20 protein-coding genes are annotated in these 17,570 nt (G+C 40.3%); 4 read left to right on the forward strand and 16 right to left on the reverse strand.

The features are described from left to right. Positions 1–17: 17 nt before the first annotated feature. From FTU79_RS16450 to FTU79_RS00740, 12 genes are all read right to left on the reverse strand, one after another. Positions 18–212 (reverse strand): hypothetical protein, encoded by a 195-nt coding sequence (locus FTU79_RS16450; RefSeq protein WP_257224219.1) that lies wholly within the window; start codon positions 210–212, stop codon positions 18–20. Between the two features lie 136 nt (positions 213–348). After that, positions 349–1,002, reverse strand: a complete 654-nt coding sequence (locus FTU79_RS00690) for a tRNA-(ms[2]io[6]A)-hydroxylase (protein ID WP_078191997.1) — start codon at positions 1,000–1,002, stop codon at positions 349–351. 16 nt (positions 1,003–1,018) lie between these two features. Continuing rightward, positions 1,019–1,744: a pyridoxine 5'-phosphate synthase gene (pdxJ, locus tag FTU79_RS00695; protein ID WP_180007640.1), complete on the reverse strand. Its 726-nt coding sequence runs from the start codon at positions 1,742–1,744 to the stop codon at positions 1,019–1,021. A 9-nt stretch (positions 1,745–1,753) separates the two neighbouring features. Continuing rightward, entirely contained in the window at positions 1,754–2,470 is a 717-nt protein-coding gene (gene recO, locus FTU79_RS00700) for a DNA repair protein RecO (protein WP_180007698.1), read from the reverse strand. Positions 2,471–2,478: 8 nt separating this feature from the next. Further along, complete coding sequence (locus FTU79_RS00705; RefSeq protein WP_180007639.1) at positions 2,479–2,673, reverse strand: NF038104 family lipoprotein; 195 nt, start codon at positions 2,671–2,673, stop codon at positions 2,479–2,481. Positions 2,674–2,706: 33 nt separating this feature from the next. After that, positions 2,707–3,735 (reverse strand): GTPase Era, encoded by a 1,029-nt coding sequence (era, locus tag FTU79_RS00710; RefSeq protein ID WP_180007638.1) that lies wholly within the window; start codon positions 3,733–3,735, stop codon positions 2,707–2,709. Then, entirely contained in the window at positions 3,735–4,433 is a 699-nt protein-coding gene (rnc, locus tag FTU79_RS00715) for a ribonuclease III (RefSeq protein ID WP_111883979.1), read from the reverse strand. The genes era and rnc overlap by 1 nt, the downstream gene beginning before the upstream one ends. Then, positions 4,405–4,776 (reverse strand): DUF4845 domain-containing protein, encoded by a 372-nt coding sequence (locus FTU79_RS00720; RefSeq protein ID WP_180007637.1) that lies wholly within the window; start codon positions 4,774–4,776, stop codon positions 4,405–4,407. Before FTU79_RS00720 ends, rnc begins: the two co-directional genes overlap by 29 nt. A gap of 20 nt (positions 4,777–4,796) precedes the next feature. Beyond that, positions 4,797–5,624, reverse strand: a complete 828-nt coding sequence (lepB, locus tag FTU79_RS00725; protein WP_168378032.1) for a signal peptidase I — start codon at positions 5,622–5,624, stop codon at positions 4,797–4,799. A gap of 21 nt (positions 5,625–5,645) precedes the next feature. Continuing rightward, complete coding sequence (gene lepA / locus FTU79_RS00730) at positions 5,646–7,463, reverse strand: translation elongation factor 4 (protein WP_111883977.1); 1,818 nt, start codon at positions 7,461–7,463, stop codon at positions 5,646–5,648. Between the two features lie 195 nt (positions 7,464–7,658). After that, the gene (locus FTU79_RS00735) at positions 7,659–8,108 is read right to left on the reverse strand and encodes a thioesterase family protein (RefSeq protein ID WP_180048708.1); all 450 of its coding nucleotides are present in this window, start codon (positions 8,106–8,108) and stop codon (positions 7,659–7,661) included. 119 nt (positions 8,109–8,227) lie between these two features. Beyond that, positions 8,228–9,610 (reverse strand): Do family serine endopeptidase, encoded by a 1,383-nt coding sequence (locus FTU79_RS00740; protein ID WP_180048709.1) that lies wholly within the window; start codon positions 9,608–9,610, stop codon positions 8,228–8,230. 228 nt (positions 9,611–9,838) lie between these two features. On the opposite strand from FTU79_RS00740, the gene nadB reads away from it, so the two are divergent. Then, positions 9,839–11,485 (forward strand): L-aspartate oxidase, encoded by a 1,647-nt coding sequence (nadB, locus tag FTU79_RS00745; RefSeq protein ID WP_180007635.1) that lies wholly within the window; start codon positions 9,839–9,841, stop codon positions 11,483–11,485. A gap of 80 nt (positions 11,486–11,565) precedes the next feature. On the opposite strand, the gene FTU79_RS00750 is transcribed toward nadB, so the two are convergent. The 4 genes from FTU79_RS00750 to pabC all read right to left on the reverse strand — a co-directional run bounded on the left by FTU79_RS00750 (position 11,566) and on the right by pabC (position 14,533). Beyond that, entirely contained in the window at positions 11,566–11,985 is a 420-nt protein-coding gene (locus FTU79_RS00750) for a PaaI family thioesterase (protein ID WP_180048710.1), read from the reverse strand. A 69-nt stretch (positions 11,986–12,054) separates the two neighbouring features. Beyond that, positions 12,055–12,660 (reverse strand): dTMP kinase, encoded by a 606-nt coding sequence (tmk, locus tag FTU79_RS00755; protein WP_180048711.1) that lies wholly within the window; start codon positions 12,658–12,660, stop codon positions 12,055–12,057. A 9-nt stretch (positions 12,661–12,669) separates the two neighbouring features. Next, positions 12,670–13,722, reverse strand: coding sequence for an endolytic transglycosylase MltG (mltG, locus tag FTU79_RS00760; RefSeq protein WP_180048712.1), 1,053 nt, complete (start codon positions 13,720–13,722; stop codon positions 12,670–12,672). A 1-nt stretch (position 13,723) separates the two neighbouring features. After that, the gene (gene pabC / locus FTU79_RS00765; protein WP_180048713.1) at positions 13,724–14,533 is read right to left on the reverse strand and encodes an aminodeoxychorismate lyase; all 810 of its coding nucleotides are present in this window, start codon (positions 14,531–14,533) and stop codon (positions 13,724–13,726) included. A gap of 161 nt (positions 14,534–14,694) precedes the next feature. Between pabC and FTU79_RS00770 the strand changes: the two genes are divergently transcribed. The 3 genes from FTU79_RS00770 to FTU79_RS00780 all read left to right on the forward strand — a co-directional run bounded on the left by FTU79_RS00770 (position 14,695) and on the right by FTU79_RS00780 (position 17,531). Beyond that, complete coding sequence (locus FTU79_RS00770) at positions 14,695–15,702, forward strand: sulfate ABC transporter substrate-binding protein (protein ID WP_180048714.1); 1,008 nt, start codon at positions 14,695–14,697, stop codon at positions 15,700–15,702. Positions 15,703–15,878: 176 nt separating this feature from the next. Next, a complete protein-coding gene (locus FTU79_RS00775) occupies positions 15,879–16,892 on the forward strand; it encodes a sulfate ABC transporter substrate-binding protein (protein WP_180048715.1) in 1,014 nt (337 codons plus the stop codon). Positions 16,893–16,925: 33 nt separating this feature from the next. Next, a complete protein-coding gene (locus FTU79_RS00780; RefSeq protein ID WP_078190341.1) occupies positions 16,926–17,531 on the forward strand; it encodes an alpha/beta hydrolase in 606 nt (201 codons plus the stop codon). The last annotated feature ends 39 nt before the right edge of the window (positions 17,532–17,570 follow it).

Genomic DNA, 17,570 nt, shown 5'->3' on the forward strand with positions numbered 1-17,570 from the left:
ATCCAACCTGCTTTTTTTCAGCATACTTTTTGAAACACCACCAAGTTTTTAATAGCTATTTCAGAAACAAACGGATTGTCATAAAAACCAGAAAGAATGGCACTATGATTATTAAATATTTGATAGTTTAATGGCGCCACATAAGGATAATGCGCTTCAGCCTGACCAACCGCACACAAAGCGATACAGAATAAAGTGAATTGTAATTTCATATTAAATAAGTGAGCTTAAATTGTTTGATTCATAGAGATCGTTTCATTTTAGATTCACCCAAGATAATTGTAAATAATTCTTATTATCATTTATTTTAAGTGCATAAAAAATCCCCCATTCTGGAGGATTATTTTATCAAGCTGCTTTGACTGGCACACCACTATGAAAGCGGAATAAATCATCTGGGCTGCTAATCAGATTTTTTTCAACTTCACGAATATGCTCAATACGCATCTGAATATCTTCTTTCGGGTTCTTTAGCTTATTGGTCGTCGCCACATCCATGGCCAATGCTAAATAGTCCTCATAATGGCGTGATTCAGACTTTAGCAAATAGCGGTAGTACCGCCCCAACTCTTCATCCACATGTGGTGCAAGCGCATAGAAACGCTCACATGACCGTGCTTCAACAAATGCGCCAATCACCAAGATATCAATTAACGCTTCTGGCTCGTAAGTCCGCACTTCTTTACGTAGACCACCTGCATACCGACCAGCACTGATTGCAGTCCATTCCTGACCACGTTTTGCCATCAGTTCCAGCACTTGCTCATAGTGCAGCATTTCTTCACGTACTAGCTGTGCCAGTTTGATTTGTAAATCCGAGAAAAAACTATAACGAAACATCAAATTCATTGCTGTACTTGCTGCTTTCTTTTCACAATTGGCATGATCCTGCATCAGGATATCCAAATTATTTAAAGCTTCATCTAGCCATGCTTTTGGTGTTTCACACCCCAAGAAGCCAATGACTGGCTTCATTAGGGCATCATAATCAATATTTGACATATACTTTACTTAAAAATTAACGTGCAGATTTAATCGCAGCTTTCATTTGTTTTACAGACTGTGCCAATCCAATAAATACAGCATCAGCAATAATCGAGTGACCAATATTCAATTCATGAATTTGAGCAATGCGCGCAATCGGAGTGACATTTTCAAGATTTAAGCCATGACCAGCATTCACAATCAATCCTTTAGATGCCGCATATTCAGCACCTCGAATAATACGTTCCAGCTCTGCTTTCTGCGCTTCAGGTGTTTCAGCATCTGCATATGCACCTGTATGCAACTCAATCGTAGGCGCACCACAGGCAATCGCTGCATCAATTTGAGCAAAGTCAGCATCAATAAATAATGAAACTTCGCAACCAATCGCCGCGAGTGCTTGAGTCGCGTTTTTCACATCTTCAAAATGCCCAACCACATCTAGACCGCCTTCAGTCGTGACTTCTTCACGCTTTTCAGGAACAAAGCATACATGATGCGGCTGAATCTCTTTGGCAAATTCAACCATTTCATTGGTCACTGCCATTTCAAGGTTCATATGGGTTTTTAATACAGAACGCATACGACGTACATCATCATCTTTAATATGGCGACGATCTTCACGTAAATGCAGCGTAATCCCTTCCGCCCCCGCTTGCTCACAAATAATTGCGGCATTCACAGGATCTGGATAAGTTGTCCCACGTGCATTTCGTAGTGTTGCCACATGGTCAATATTTACACCAAGCAAAGCTGCCATAATTCTTTCCTAATGACGTTGAGTTTGAGAATTCTGTATCCACAATTGACGACTTTTTAATGGACGATCGCCAAGCAAGGAAGTAATCATTTGTCGGTACAACTTAGACAGTAATTGTAACTGTTCAGGATTAAATTCCCCACCTTTTTCATAATCACACATACTTAAAATATGTTGACCTGACAATGTTGCGCGTGAGGCTTTAATGACAGGTTGAAAACCTTCGTTTAAATGAAATTGATAATTTTCATGAGGCTGAATTTGCTGTTGATTTGCATCAGTTGAAAAATCCAACGCAAAACCCAACTCTTCAAGCAGCACATGCTCAAATTGTCTAAGGATTTGCCGTAAGAATAGATCTGGGTGGGCCTGGACAGACATGCATTGAAGTTTTTCCAAGGTGTGTGCATATTGAGCAAATGTCTCAGGCATCTCAACCTCTAAGGGACATAATCTCAATAAGACTTCATTCAGATAAAACCCTGAAAAAAAAGCATCACCAAAAAAGAAAATCGGTTGATTTACAATTTCGAGTTTACTAAAGTTTTTAAGTTCGGACTTACCAGATGCTTGCAAGCAAATTGGTTGATACTGGGGAGGTGGCGTTTGCCTGAGAATACCATCAATTCGACCATGCTCCTGAGTAAACAAGTGCACAATATGACTTTTTTCACGATATTTACGATGGTGAATTAAATAACCATGCAGTATCTCATTACGCATGATTTGAAATATTAATCCTTGCCTTTCTTTTTCTTGTCGTCTTCATCTTCATCCCCATCTGGAATGACTGCACCCACAACTGCAGCAGTACCTTTAACCACGCCTTTTGTGGTTTTATAAGCCACTTTGACAGGAACAGTAACGATTTTATGAATACACCCTTGTAGAAACAAAACACATGCAACTACGGCCAATACTTTCATCATTACTCTTCCCTCAAAGTTTTAAATCTCTAGCAATTAAATATCGCTATAACCCAAGCTTTTCAATGCACGCTCATCATCAGACCAACCACCTTTAACTTTCACCCAAAGTGTTAGCATGATTTTTTGCTCGAACATTTTTTCCATATCCACACGTGCATCCATACCGATTTTCTTCAGTTTGGCACCTTTCTCACCAATCACAATGGCTTTTTGGCCAGAGCGATCGACAAAAATCGTCGCATCAATATAGGTACACGCCGCTTTAGGACGACCTGTTTTTGGATTAATTGTTGCTTCTTCTGTTTTAAACGACTCAATTTGAACCGTTAAATCATAAGGCAGCTCTTCACCCAATTGACGCATGATTTTTTCACGGATAATTTCAGAGGCAAGGAAACGCTCTGAACGATCGGTCAATTGCTCAAGTGAATACAGTGGTGGTTGGAACGGCAGATATTTCTCAATAGTACTGCGCAAATGATCCAAATTTGCACCGCGTAACGCTGATACAGGAACAATTTCCGCAAAATTCATCAATTTTGCACGTTCTTGTATCAATGGTAATGCATGGTTTTTGTTTTCTAGCGTATCAATTTTATTGATCACAAGAATAACCGGCATATCGGCATTTTTTAGCTTTTCTAACACTAAATCATCATTCTGTGTCCATTTGTCTGCATCAATCACAAACAGAACCAAGTTCACATCACGAAGTGCAGAATGCGCCGCACGGTTCATCATTTTATTGATGGCACGGACTTCTTTTTTGTGCATCCCAGGCGTATCAACAAATACCGCTTGAGACTTTTCACGTGAGTCAATACCCACAATTTTATGACGAGTCGTTTGTGGTTTACGAGACGTAATTGAAAGTTTTTGACCCAAAATATGGTTCATTAACGTTGATTTACCCACGTTTGGACGACCAACAATCGCCACAAAACCACTTTTAAAATCGGCAGGAATTTCAGTTCCTTGTGCACTAAAAAACTGACTAATTAAATCGTTGCTGTCGCCTTGCGACTCGTGATCAGCATCTACGTGATCGGAATGAGTAGTCATTAAGACTTTTTCTCCAAAATTTCTAAGATTTCTGCCGCTACAGCTTGTTCAGCAAAGCGACGGCTTGAACCTTCACCGTATTTAACAGGGAGCCCTTCGACTGTACATTCAACTTTAAAATGTTGGTTCGGAGCATCACCCTGAATATCTACAACCTCGTAAACCGGGAGAGGTTTTTTACGTGCTTGTAAATACTCTTGCAAACGTGATTTAGGATCTTTTAGTTGATCGGTCGGTTCAATATGATCTAAATATGGTACATACCATTTAAGAACAATCGGTTCCAGAATTTTTAAATCCTGACAATCGACATAGATTGCACCAATGATCGATTCAACGGTATCTGCAAGTATAGACTCACGATGATGACCGCCAGATTTCAACTCACCTGTACTCAAGATTAATTCTTGACTGAGTTTTAAGTCATTGGCAATTTTACCTAGCGCTTCCTGACGAACCAGTGTTGCACGCATACGCGTTAGACGCCCTTCATTTTCGTGCGGGTAGGCATGGTACAGATAATTGGCAATTATCATACCCAATAATGAATCGCCCAGATATTCTAGGCGTTCATAATTGTATTTATGGCTCACCGATCGGTGGGTCAAGGCCAGTTGTAACAATTCAGGTTGTTTAAACTGATAACCGATACGACTTGCTAAACGAGCTTCATTTAGCTTGGACTGAGCTTTGATCAAAACTTTTCTCGAACTTCAACACAATATCAATATTCAATAAGAAAGGTTTTCTTATTTCATAATCTGTTTTCACTTGTAGACCGTCTACATTAGTGACTTGAGCAATATCTTTAAAGTTTAAATCACGCACACCATTCATATCTAAGCGTTGTGACATTTGTGACTCAAACTTACTAGGAGCAATATTTTTAGGACTGCTCTTCATCAAATCTTCAATTTCATTGTTGACGAGACGGTCGTCAACATACGGTCCCCAAACCGCAATTAAAGCTTTAGCTAAAAAAGCAAAACCAATAATAGCAATTAAAATTGCTATATAAGACGTTCCCCGTTGATGTCTCATTTTATTTTCCTGATGTAAGACTAATCAATACTGCCATTACGACTAAATGAAGGCAGTTTTAAACCAGGTTCCTTATGCATCCACTTGTAAAAAGCACGTCCAGTGAGGTTTTCTTCAGGTACAAAGCCCCAAAAACGACTGTCCGCACTTTGATCACGATTATCCCCCATCGCGAAATAGTGACCTTCAGGAACCTTAACTTCCCAATATAAACCATTTTCTGTTGAATATTTACCATTTTCAACATAGTTGATAAATGGCGCTTGGCGCGCAACATTGACACCTTCAAGCTCACGCATGGTAAACGTATGCTTACCCATGGTTTCTTTATGATAAATCGATGTAGGTGTGTCGAGTTGATCTTTTTCACGGCTAAATTCCACAGGAACTTTTGCCACTTTCTGACCATTCACACTCAGTTGACCATGATCATAAATAATATGATCCCCTGGTAAACCAACCACACGTTTAATATAGCTAATGGTTGGTTGTGGTGGATAACGGAATACAATGACATCTCCACGTTCAGGCTCACCAACATCAATAATTTTTTTATTAATAATAGGTAATCGTACGCCATACTGATATTTATTCACCACAATAAAATCACCTGTCTCTAAAGTTGGAACCATAGAGTCTGATGGAATATTAAATGGCTCATATAAGAATGAACGCATTACCAAAACTATCGCTAGAATCGGCCAAAAGTCATAAGCCCATGCGATAACGACATTTTCATTCCCTTTACCTTTAGTCTGCCGTTGCTTCCAGACAAACTTATCCAACAGCCAAATTAAGAAAAAAATGACTGTGGCAGGAACAAGGATCAAATTAAAGTCAAAATCCATGAGCTCATAAACCTCTATTTATTATCTTTCTACTTTCAATACCGCAAGGAACGCTTCTTGTGGGATTTCGACGCTGCCCACTTGTTTCATACGTTTCTTACCTTCTTTTTGTTTCGCAAGAAGTTTCTTCTTACGCGACACGTCACCACCATAACATTTAGCCAAAACGTTTTTACGCATCGCTTTTACAGTTGAACGTGCAATGATCTGTGCACCAATCGCTGCTTGAATAGCCACATCGAACATTTGACGTGGAATTAAATCTTTCATTTTTTCCACAAGTGCAATACCACGATGGCGAGCATCTTGTCGGTGGCAAATCATGGCCAAGGCATCAACTTTTTCACCGTTGATTAACACATCCACCTTAACTAGAGATGAAGACTCAAAACGCACAAAGTTATAATCTAACGATGCAAAACCGCGTGAACATGATTTCAATTTATCAAAGAAATCCATAACTACTTCAGCCATTGGGATTTCAAACGTAATGGCCACTTGGTTCGCCATAAACTTCATATTCTTTTGAACGCCGCGACGTTCAACACATAAAGTCATCACATTACCCAAGTATTCTTGCGGTACTAAAATGTGACATTCAGCAATTGGCTCACGTAAGTCTTCAACTGTTGAACCATCAGGCATTTTAGAAGGACTGTCGATATAAATGGTTTGACCATTTTTCATCACCGCTTCATAAATTACGGTTGGTGCTGAAGAAATCAGGTCCAGATCATACTCACGTTCTAAACGTTCTTGTACAATTTCCATGTGCAGCATACCCAAGAAGCCACAACGGAAGCCAAAACCAAGTGCATCTGAACTTTCAGGTTCAAAGAACAACGCTGAGTCATTAATTTGCAGTTTGTGCAGCGCCTCACGGAACGGTTCAAATTCACTTGAATCGATTGGGAATAAACCTGCATAGACCTGTGGTTTCACTTTTTTGAAACCCGGTAAGCTTTCAACTTCTGGTGTAGTTGCCAAGGTAATCGTATCACCAACTGGAGCACCAAAAATATCTTTAATACCCGCGATCACGAAACCAACTTCACCTGCTTCGAGCATGTCAGTTTCTGTATGTTTAGGATTAAAAATACCTACTGAGGTGATGATGTGCGTTTGACCAGTTGATTTCATCAACATTTTATCGCCTTTACGCACACGACCTTCTTTAATACGAACTAAAGAAACCACGCCCAAATAGTTGTCGAACCAAGAGTCAACAATTAAGGCTTGTAATGGTGCATTACGATCGCCTTCGGGTGCAGGAATGACATTGACTAGTGTTTCAAGCACCCCTTCAATGCCTAGACCGGTTTTAGCTGAACATGTAGGTGCTTCAGTCGCTTCGATACCAATAATGTCTTCAATTTCTTGAATAACACGCTCTGGCTCTGCTTGCGGCAAATCGATTTTATTTAAAACAGGTAGGACTTCTAAGCCTTGTTCAATTGCTGTATAGCAGTTAGCAACAGACTGGGCTTCTACACCTTGTGCAGCATCGACCACCAATAATGCGCCTTCACATGCAGCAAGTGAACGTGAAACTTCATAAGAAAAGTCAACGTGCCCAGGTGTGTCAATAAAGTTAAGCTGGTATTCTTCACCGTTAGGATGAGTGTAATACAAAGTCACAGACGTAGCTTTAATCGTAATACCACGCTCACGTTCTAATTCCATAGAATCTAGAACCTGTGCTTGCATTTCACGATCTTGCAGACCACCACAAGTTTGAATAAATCGGTCGGCAAGCGTCGACTTACCATGGTCGATATGCGCAATGATCGAGAAGTTACGAATGTTTTTTATATCAACAGATTTTTTAGCTTGCGCCATGGGCTACCTTGGAAAAATAAAAGCGCTATGCATGCAATTCTTTATGCATAGCAAAAGCCGAATAGAAATTGCCGAGGATTATAGCAGATGGATTTTTCAAAGTATCGAAAATAATGCATTGCTTTTATGCTAAGCACTTATCCTGCGTGTAGAACTTAACTAGTCTTCGCTTTAATATGAGGTTTCAATTAAAAATCAGAAATCATAAGCACTAAAATCAAGCGGATTTATGCTATCTACGATGGGTTGATAAGCTTGGGTAAAGGTTGGCGACATGCGCTTTGGACGGCCTGTAGCAATTTCAATGCATGCCCACTGTGTATTGCCTGTAAATAATATCGCTTTGTCTTTAGGGCGATAAAATACATACTGCCGAAACGAATACAATGCATTGATATCATTTAGCCAAGTTCGTAAAATAATCTCCTCACCTTCGAGCGCTGCTTTACGATATTGCACATGATGCTCAACAGCGACCATGGCATGCTTCAATTCAATATATTCTTTTAAGCCTAAACCCAAAGCTTCAATATGTGCTGTCGCGACATCTTGCATCCAACTGACGTACACCACGTTATTCACATGATTTAATGTGTCGATATGTTCAGCTTGAACTGTAATTTTTAAATCAAAGATATCGCTCATAGCGTCCTGCAAATTTTAAATTGTGGCCCACAGTCTACCCATTTTTATCTAAGGGTGAATTGCAAAAACGCTAAAGTTAAAAAACCACTCGCTTGGAGTGGTTTTCATTTAGTAACTCATTACTGAATACGCATGCCCACAATCGCACGCTGTCCCTGACGAATCAAAGAAACACGTGCAATGCTACCATTTTTCAACTCTGAAATAACTTTCACAAAATCTTCAGCATTATTTACGGCTTTATTATTAACTTGAGTCACCACATCCCCAGGCTGAATTCGTGCTTGTGAAGCAATACCACCTGCACGTACATCTTGAATTAAGACACCGCCTTTGAGACTGAGTTGTTTTAGTTCATCTGCGTTTAGGTTGCGAATTGACACCCCAATCACCGGGCCTTTTTTCACAGGTGCAATTTCAGCTTTTGCAGGCGTATCATCTGGTGCAGTGATCAAGGTTGCTGAAATGTTTTGGCGTTTATCATCACGTAATACTTCAAGCTGAATACTTTGATTAGGACCTGTACGATTGAGATAATTCAGTAGTTCGCCAGTACGTGAAATCGGTGTACCATTAAATTTCAAAATGACATCACCCGCTTTAAAGCCAGCTTTTGCTGCGGGTGAATTCGGTGCAACTTGAGTAATCAATGAGCCCTCAGGTTTTGAAAGGTTATAGGATTCAGCAAGATTCCGATCGATATCTTGCAGCATAACGCCTAAGTAAGCACGTGTCACCTTGCCGTTTTTCTTTAATTGGTCTGCAACATCCATCGCCACATCAATAGGAATCGAGAACGATAAACCCATATAACCACCCGTACCACTAAAGATACGAGAGTTCACCCCAACCACTTCACCAGACTGGTTAAATAAAGGGCCGCCTGAGTTTCCGGGGTTCAATGCCACATCGGTTTGAATAAATGGAACCGAGGTTTCTCCCATCATATTGCGCATTTTCGCACTGACAATCCCTGCCGAAGCTGAATAGTCAAAACCAAATGGTGAACCAATAGCCAACACTGGCTCACCTACACGTAAACGGTCAACATTACCTGTGCGTAGCTCTGGAAAATTTGAACCTTTCACCTTTAGCAAAGCCACATCAGTCCGCTCATCACTACCCACAACGGTGGCATCAATTTCACGGCGGTCATTCAATACGATGGTGACTTTCGATGCATCTTCTACCACATGGTGATTAGTTAATAGATAACCATCTTTACTAATAAAGAATGCGCTTCCATAACCGGTCTTTTCTTGCGGCATTTTTTGCTGCGGGATAACGACCTGATTACCAAAAAAGCGTCGTAATATTTCTGGGACTTGCTGCTGTAAAAGCTCTTCTTGACTGAGCTTTTTAACCACATTCACGCTTACGACAGCTGGGCTGACCTGTTCAACCAAATTGGAAAAATCAACAGGACCTGCTGCCTGCGTTTGTACGCTAGCAACCGTAAACACAGCTGCATAAAGTCCCTTTTGTAAATACGATTTATTCATTGTTAGCATTCACTCAATTGTGCTTATCATTTGAAATACGTTAGTTTTTATCACAATGCAAGTCTAGGCTTCGTAATAAAATGTTTGATGAATATTTAGGATAAACAATCTTAAACATTCCTTAAATATTACAGATCCATGAATATTTTTCATTATTTAGTTAATTTATAGTCATTGCGTTTTTAGGCAAAAACAGTTGTGATGATCGGACATTTTTAAAATTAGCTGATGGACATGTCTAATTTAAACACGACACATCAATTTGATGTGATTATTGTGGGAAGTGGCGGTGCAGGTTTAAGTTTAGCCCTCTCGTTACCAGATCATTTTAATATTGCTGTTTTAGCTAAGTCGACGCTGACGGATGCCAGTACATATTTTGCCCAAGGTGGCGTGGCAGCCGTCCTCGATAAAACAGATTCCATTGAACAACATATCGATGACACCATGATTGCAGGTGCACATTTATGTGAAATGGCGGCGGTAAAACAAACCGTTGAAGGTGGTAAGCCCTCTGTCGATTTTCTACTGAATCAAGGGGTGCAATTTACTTTAGACGAACAAGAACAGCTACATCTGACCCGAGAAGGTGGCCACTCTCAGCGCCGTATAATTCATGCAGCGGATGCAACTGGACGTGCAATTTCCACAACATTGGTAGAACGCGCCCAAGAAAAATCAAATATTCAGATCTTTGAAAACTATATCGCGATAGATCTAATTACCGCAAAAAAGTTAAATCCTGAAGCTGAAAGCCGTGCTCTAGGCCTTTATGCATTAGATGAAAAAACCGAAAAAGTACATACCTTTTTAGCACCATTTACTGCCCTTGCCTGTGGCGGTGCAATGAAAGCTTATTTATATACATCGAATCCCGACATTGCGACGGGTGATGGTATTGCCATGGCTTATCGTGCAGGCTGTCGTGTTGCCAATATGGAATTCAACCAATTCCATCCAACCTGTTTGTACCATCCTCAAGCTCGCTCCTTTTTAATTACCGAAGCGATGCGTGGCGAAGGTGCCTATTTACGTCTTCCTGACGGTGAACGCTTTATGCTGCGCTTTGATGAGCGTGCAGAATTAGCACCACGCGATATTGTAGCGCGCGCTATTGATTATGAAATCAAACGTCTGGGCATACGTCATGTTTGGCTTGATATCACCCATAAACCTGCAGAATTTGTCAAAGAACATTTTCCTACATTGTATGCACGCTTAATGGAACTTGGCATTGATATCACCAAAGAAATGATTCCTGTGGTTCCTGCTGCTCACTACACCTGTGGCGGCGTTGTGGTTGATGAAAACAGTCAGACCGATATTCCAGGCCTATATGCCATTGGGGAAACCTCTTATACTGGTCTACATGGTGCAAACCGTATGGCGAGTAACTCCTTACTGGAATGTTTCGTTTATGGCATGAGTGCATCAGCACATATCACAGCACAGCATCAGGGATCCTATCAGGCGCCTCATGTCCCAGAATGGGATGACTCGCAAGTGACCAACCCTGACGAAGACGTGGTGATTTTGCAGAATTGGGATGAACTTCGCCAAACCATGTGGAACTACGTGGGTATTGTCAGAACAACCAAACGGCTTCAACGTGCGCTCCATCGTATTGAAATGCTCAATCGTGAAATTACCGAGTATTACCAAGACTACCAAGTCAGTAAAAATCTGATTGAATTACGTAACTTAGTGTTGGTTTCAGAAATGATTGTACGCTGTGCAATGGAACGTAAAGAATCACGTGGACTGCATTTCACTTTGGACTATCCTGAACAAGCAGCAGAATTACGAAAAACAGTCCTAACTCCACCCAATTTCCAAGTGGAATGTCCATTGGTGAATACAGAACTGGTTTCTTAAACATCTAAAATGTCTAAAAACCATAAAAAGCCGAATGTAAATTCGGCTTTTTATTTGAATCAGCAAATGCAATTGAGCCTTTATAATCGCTTCGGTGGAATAGAATAGCTTCCTGTTATATGTGCAACAGGCTCATCCACACCTGCTGAATACACCAACACCTCACCATAAATTATACTTTTGCCCACTTTCAGCAATCGACACTCGCCTATTAAGTCTTTATTGGCTTCTGGCTTTCTTAAAAAATTAATATTCATATTGGTCGTGACCGCAAGTCCCACAATCCCGATCTCCCCCAAGATGGCCACATACAATGCAAAGTCAGCCAAAGTCATCATGGTTGGGCCAGATATCGTATTGCCCGGTCTTAGATCTTGTTCTGTGACATGCCAAATTAAAGTCGCGGTTTGCTGTCCAACTTCTTTAATCGTGCAATTTTTTAAACTTGGGGCAAATTCACGTTGTAAAAAATCAATAATCGCCTGCTTTCGATGCGGCATAAAAAAATCATCCATAACTTATGCTATGAATGATTTTTAAATCAAATACCTAAAGATTACTATGGCATTTTAGATCTGTTGCAAATGCAATAATGCCTGTTGAAAAACCTGTTCAGGTGTTTGCGTCGCATCGAGGCGCTTCATGCGTGCAGGCTCATTTTCATGAATTTCAGCAAAACCTGAACGCACTTTCTCAAAGAACGTTGCTTTCTCTTGCTCAAATCGATCCAAAGCACCACGTTCACGTGCACGTAACATCCCCGTTTCAATCGGTGCATCTAACCAAAAGGTAATATCTGGCATACGCGCCACAAAACCGTCATTTAAAACTTTGAGTTTTTCTCGGTCCAAACCACGACCTGCACACTGATATGCAAAACTCGAATCTGTAAAACGGTCACATAAAACGATTTTATCTGCAGACAGTGCCGGTAGAATCACGGCTTCTAAATGCTGTGCACGCGCTGCATACATCAGCAATAATTCAGTATCATTACTCATGGTTTCTTCGTGGTTCACCGAAAGTAACAGTGAGCGAATTTGCTCTGCCATAGGTGTACCACCCGGCTCACGGGTTAATACCACATCTTTTGCTAAGTGTTGGAAATGCTCATGTAGTTTACGAATCAACGTGGTTTTACCCACACCTTCCGTGCCTTCAAAACTAATAAACATGCTCACTCCTTAGTTTTTCGCACGAATTACAGATAAATATTCTTGTACCGCGCGGTTATGGTCTTGCAAATTACTACTAAATTTATGGCCGCCATTTCCTGTTGCAACAAAATATACATTGTTAGATGAATCAGGATGCATCGCGGCTTCAATTGCTTTTTGACTCGGCAAAGCAATCGGTGTAGGCGGTAAGCCATTGATCGTATAAGTATTATATGCTGTAGGTGTACGTAAATCTTGGCGAGTGATATTGCCTTGGTATTTATCGCCCATGCCATAAATCACAGTTGGATCTGTTTGCAAACGCATCCCTTGTTTGAGACGACGCACAAATACACCAGACACTTGTTCAAGCTCACTATCAATACTGGTTTCTTTTTCAATAATCGATGCCATGATCAAGGCTTCATATTTATCTTTATACGGTAAATTTTGAGCTCGATTGTTCCAAGCCTGATCTAAGGCTTTGATTTGTCGGTTATACAAATCCTTCAAAATTTTGCGATCAGACTCGCCTTTTGCAAAGAAATAAGTATTCGGAGCAAATAAACCTTCTGGGTGTGAATAAGGAATACCCAGTTCCTGCAAAATCTTTGAATAAGGCAGATTGCTAATGTCATGCGTTACCAATGGGTCATTTTTTAAAGCATCAATGAGTTGCTTAAATGTCGTCCCCTCAATCACTAAAATACGATTCATTTGTGCATTTTCAGAGTTCGAAATCAACTCCATAACTTCTCGCACACTCATGCCTTCATGGATTTCATACACACCCGCTTTCAAGGTGTCATTGATCATGAACTTTTGGTACAACTTCAAAATAATAGGAAAATGAACTTGTTTCTCTTTGGCTAGTCTGTCAATAAATCCTGAATAGGTATCCCCTGCACCAATCGCCAACATTTGCTTTTTGCCTTGCACAGGATAGGCTTTAAACAAACTCGACCACAGTAAGATCGCCACAAGTACAACGATACCAAGTAGCACAACCAAACATGCTTTAAATGGAAAACCTGCTTTGGCAGATTTTTTCTTATTTGTTTTTTTAGACACGGTGGACATATTAACGAATCTGACTTAATTGAAGTGTTCGGAAAAGTTCAATACAAGCTTGAACATCTAACTCAACTCCATTCAGAGTTGATGCAATTTTCATGGGACTTAAAGCATTGCAGAAAAAAACACTCTGAAAATGCGTAATTTTATCCATATTGACGTGACGTTGAGTACATGGAATCTGATGCTGCTGCATCCGTTTTAAAATTTCTGCACGCATGACACCATGCACGCCATTATAACGAAGTTCAGGCGTAATCCATCCTTCATTTGTGCGAATAAAACAATTACTGCTCACACCTTCAACAACTGTACCTTGCACATCCGTCACCAAAGCTTCCCCCCATGGGGTTTGATCCAACTCTGCTTTAAGCATGACTTGTTCTAATCGATTTAAGGACTTCAAGCCCACCAAACTTGGCATGGTTAACCCAATGGCTTGATGTAATACACCACTTTCGACAGTTTCGTACTCAAAATCTGCAACGGTTTTGGGGTAATAAAACACCCAAACATCTGCTGGGTGCTCAGGTAAACTATAGCCACGCTGACCAATACCACGACTCAACACAATTTTTAAAGTGCCATTGACGACATCTTGTTTACGTAACAATTTTAGAGTGTATTCAATAAGGTTTAAATCTGCATTTAGCTTTAATCGCTCATTGCTCAGTTTTAATCGTGCAATATGTAAAGCTAAAAGTTCTATTTGTCCTTGGCGAATACGTGCCGTGCTAAAACAGCCATCGCCATAGTGAAAGGCTCGATCAAGTAAATCAACTTGTTCTATTTGCTGCGCATTTTTAAAACACTGCATACGTCGTCATCCCAATTACATCACTTTATTTTAAAAAAAAATCGCTCAGCATATATTTCTTTTTTGTTCATATTAAATTCTTTTTTAATTATTTTTTCTGCATTAAAACTACAGATATTCTTGCCTCATCCAACAAAACATGTATAAAAATTGAGGACAACATGAATCTATCGAAATTAAAACTTGGGGTTTTGGCTGCATTCATTTCTGCCACAGCATTCAGTGCATCTGCCAAAGATTTCTTAAATGTGTCATATGATCCAACCCGTGAATTGTATGACAACTTCAATAAAGACTTTAGTGTTTACTGGAAAAAAACCACAGGCCAAGACATTAACTTTAAACAATCTCATGGTGGCTCAGGCAAACAGGCTCGTGCAGTTATTGATGGTCTAGATGCAGATGTCGTCACTTTGGCTTTGGCTGCAGATATTGATGAAATAGCTGCACGTGGTTTAGTTGCAAAAGACTGGCAAAAGAAATTCCCACAAAACTCAACGCCATATACATCGACCATTGTGTTCTTAGTGCATAAAGGCAACCCGAAAGGCATTAAAGACTGGGGCGATTTAATTAAACCGGGTGTCGACATTATTACCCCGAACCCAAAAACATCGGGTGGTGCGCGTTGGAACTATTTAGCAGCGTGGGCTTGGGCCAAACATCAAGCAGGTGGTAATGATACAAAAGCCCAAGAATTTGTCCGCCAAATCTATAAGCAAACCAAAGTCCTCGACTCAGGCGCACGTGGTGCAACAACTACATTCGCTGAACGTGGTATTGGTGACGTGTTATTGGCTTGGGAAAATGAAGCACATTTGGCAGTTCGTGAACAGCCGGGTAAGTTTGAGATCGTGACCCCTTCACTTTCTATCTTGGCCGAGCCGCCTGTTGCGATAGTAGAAAAAAATGCCAAGAAGGATGGCAATGAAAATTTAGCCAAAGCGTATTTAAATTATCTGTACTCACCTGCAGGTCAAACCATTGCAGCACAGAACTATTATCGTCCACGTAATGCTGCGGTACTGGCAAAATATAAAAATGTTTTTAAACCTTTAAAATTAGTGACTATTGATAAAGAGTTTGGCGGTTGGAGCAAAGTACAGAAAAAACATTTTGAAAATGGTGGCGTCTTTGATCAAATCGTGAAGACCAATAATTCAAAATAATGCTTTAAATACAGAAAAGCATCTTCCTTTCGCATAAGGTCGATGCTTTTTTTTCGTATACACACCTGTTATCTTTTTTATTCATATAAAATTCGTTTTTAATTATTTTTTATGCATAAAGATTGGCGCTATTCTTCACCCATGTTACAGACAAAGTAAAAATTATTGAGGTTCACATGAGTATTTCCGCAAAATTAAAATTGGGTGTTCTTGCTGCAGTCATCTCGACGATTTCTTTTGGTGCAGCTGCAAAAGACTTCTTAAACGTATCTTACGACCCTACGCGTGAACTCTATGAAAGTGTGAATAAAGACTTCAGTAAATATTGGGAAAGCCGTACAGGTCAAAAAATTAATTTTAAACAATCTCATGGTGGTTCAGGCAAACAAGCGCGTGCAGTCATTGATGGCTTAGATGCCGATGTAGTGACTTTAGCACTTGCAGCGGATATTGATGTGATTGCAGAAAAAGCCAAACTTTTACCTGCAGATTGGCAGAAGAAACTTCCACAAAACTCAACGCCATATACCTCAACGATTGTATTCTTAGTCCGTAAAGGCAACCCAAAAGCAGTTAAAGATTGGGGCGATCTAGTTAAACCAGGCGTGGGTATTATCACCCCAAACCCGAAAACCTCAGGCGGTGCACGTTGGAACTATTTAGCTGCATGGGCTTGGGCAAAACATCAAGCGGGTGGTAATGATACAACGGCTCAAGAATTTGTCCGTAAAATTTATAAAAACACCAAAGTGCTCGATTCAGGCGCACGTGGTTCGACTACGACCTTTGCTGAACGTGGTATTGGTGATGTATTGCTGGCTTGGGAAAATGAAGCACATTTAGCGATTCGTGAACAACCGGGTAAATTTGAAATTGTGACCCCTTCACTTTCAATTTTAGCTGAGCCCCCTGTTGCTGTTTTAGAAAAAAACGCAGAGAAAAAAGGCAATCTTTATTTAGCCAAAGGTTATTTAAACTTCCTTTATTCACCACGTGGTCAGCAAATCGCGGCTCAGAACTTTTACCGTCCACGTAACGCTACAACGCTTGCACAATACGCATCAGTCTTTAAGCCACTTAAACTCGTAACCATTGATAAAGAATTTGGTGGTTGGGATAAAGTCCAAAAAGCACACTTTGAAAATGGCGGCGTGTTTGACCAAATCGTCAAAACCAACAACGGAAAATAAGACCAGTCATTGACTGAATCAGGAGAACTTGACATGACACATACAGTAATTGTCCCGGGTGTAGGCGGTAGTGAACACGCACATTGGCAATCTTGGTTACAACGTCAGCTCATGTCTAGCTCTCGTGTTCAGCAAAAAGATTGGAATCACCCTGTACTAAAAGACTGGATTAAACAATTTGTTCAAACCGTACGACCTCTACAGGGTGAAATTCAAATTGTGGCGCATAGCTTTGGTTGTTTGACCACAGTGGCAGCATTGGCCTTGCATCCTGAACTCAATAAAAAAATCAAAAATTTAGTTTTGGTTGCGCCAGCCAATCCAGCTCGCTTTGGAGAAAACGGCTTTGCACGCGACAGTACAACGGATTACAAAGCATTTTTTCATCAGCTAAGTATTCGTGTGCCGACAACGATGTTGATTAGTGAAAATGATCCTTGGCTTGGCTTTGAAGATGCAAAACAACTTGCAGATGCTTGGAAGCTCTACCCTGTAAATATGGGCGCTGTAGGACACATTAATGTTGCATCAGGTTTTGGACCGTTTCCTGAAATTTTCAATTACTTAATTTCAGAAAACCACATGAAACATATCAGCTTTACTGATGAAAACAAGTATTTATTTCAATTTGCTTTTTAAATACTGAGCATTAAGCTTGTCGCAAAATCATTTATTCAA

The organism is Acinetobacter sp. YH12144, from assembly GCF_013418345.1.
GTDB classification, from domain to species: domain Bacteria; phylum Pseudomonadota; class Gammaproteobacteria; order Pseudomonadales; family Moraxellaceae; genus Acinetobacter; species Acinetobacter amyesii.

Excerpts from the sequence above, each read along its gene's own strand:
- FTU79_RS16450 (WP_257224219.1), bottom strand. The coding sequence starts at position 212 with ATGAAATTACAATTCACTTTATTCTGTATCGCTTTGTGTGCGGTTGGT.
- FTU79_RS00690 (WP_078191997.1), bottom strand. The coding sequence starts at position 1,002 with ATGTCAAATATTGATTATGATGCCCTAATGAAGCCAGTCATTGGCTTC.
- pdxJ (WP_180007640.1), bottom strand. The coding sequence starts at position 1,744 with ATGGCAGCTTTGCTTGGTGTAAATATTGACCATGTGGCAACACTACGA.
- FTU79_RS00705 (WP_180007639.1), bottom strand. The coding sequence starts at position 2,673 with ATGATGAAAGTATTGGCCGTAGTTGCATGTGTTTTGTTTCTACAAGGG.
- era (WP_180007638.1), bottom strand. The coding sequence starts at position 3,735 with ATGACTACTCATTCCGATCACGTAGATGCTGATCACGAGTCGCAAGGC.
- FTU79_RS00720 (WP_180007637.1), bottom strand. The coding sequence starts at position 4,776 with ATGAGACATCAACGGGGAACGTCTTATATAGCAATTTTAATTGCTATT.
- lepB (WP_168378032.1), bottom strand. The coding sequence starts at position 5,624 with ATGGATTTTGACTTTAATTTGATCCTTGTTCCTGCCACAGTCATTTTT.
- lepA (WP_111883977.1), bottom strand. The coding sequence starts at position 7,463 with ATGGCGCAAGCTAAAAAATCTGTTGATATAAAAAACATTCGTAACTTC.
- FTU79_RS00735 (WP_180048708.1), bottom strand. The coding sequence starts at position 8,108 with ATGAGCGATATCTTTGATTTAAAAATTACAGTTCAAGCTGAACATATC.
- FTU79_RS00740 (WP_180048709.1), bottom strand. The coding sequence starts at position 9,610 with ATGAATAAATCGTATTTACAAAAGGGACTTTATGCAGCTGTGTTTACG.
- nadB (WP_180007635.1), top strand. The coding sequence starts at position 9,839 with ATGGACATGTCTAATTTAAACACGACACATCAATTTGATGTGATTATT.
- FTU79_RS00750 (WP_180048710.1), bottom strand. The coding sequence starts at position 11,985 with ATGCCGCATCGAAAGCAGGCGATTATTGATTTTTTACAACGTGAATTT.
- tmk (WP_180048711.1), bottom strand. The coding sequence starts at position 12,660 with ATGTTTATTAGTTTTGAAGGCACGGAAGGTGTGGGTAAAACCACGTTG.
- mltG (WP_180048712.1), bottom strand. The coding sequence starts at position 13,722 with ATGTCCACCGTGTCTAAAAAAACAAATAAGAAAAAATCTGCCAAAGCA.
- pabC (WP_180048713.1), bottom strand. The coding sequence starts at position 14,533 with ATGCAGTGTTTTAAAAATGCGCAGCAAATAGAACAAGTTGATTTACTT.
- FTU79_RS00770 (WP_180048714.1), top strand. The coding sequence starts at position 14,695 with ATGAATCTATCGAAATTAAAACTTGGGGTTTTGGCTGCATTCATTTCT.
- FTU79_RS00775 (WP_180048715.1), top strand. The coding sequence starts at position 15,879 with ATGAGTATTTCCGCAAAATTAAAATTGGGTGTTCTTGCTGCAGTCATC.
- FTU79_RS00780 (WP_078190341.1), top strand. The coding sequence starts at position 16,926 with ATGACACATACAGTAATTGTCCCGGGTGTAGGCGGTAGTGAACACGCA.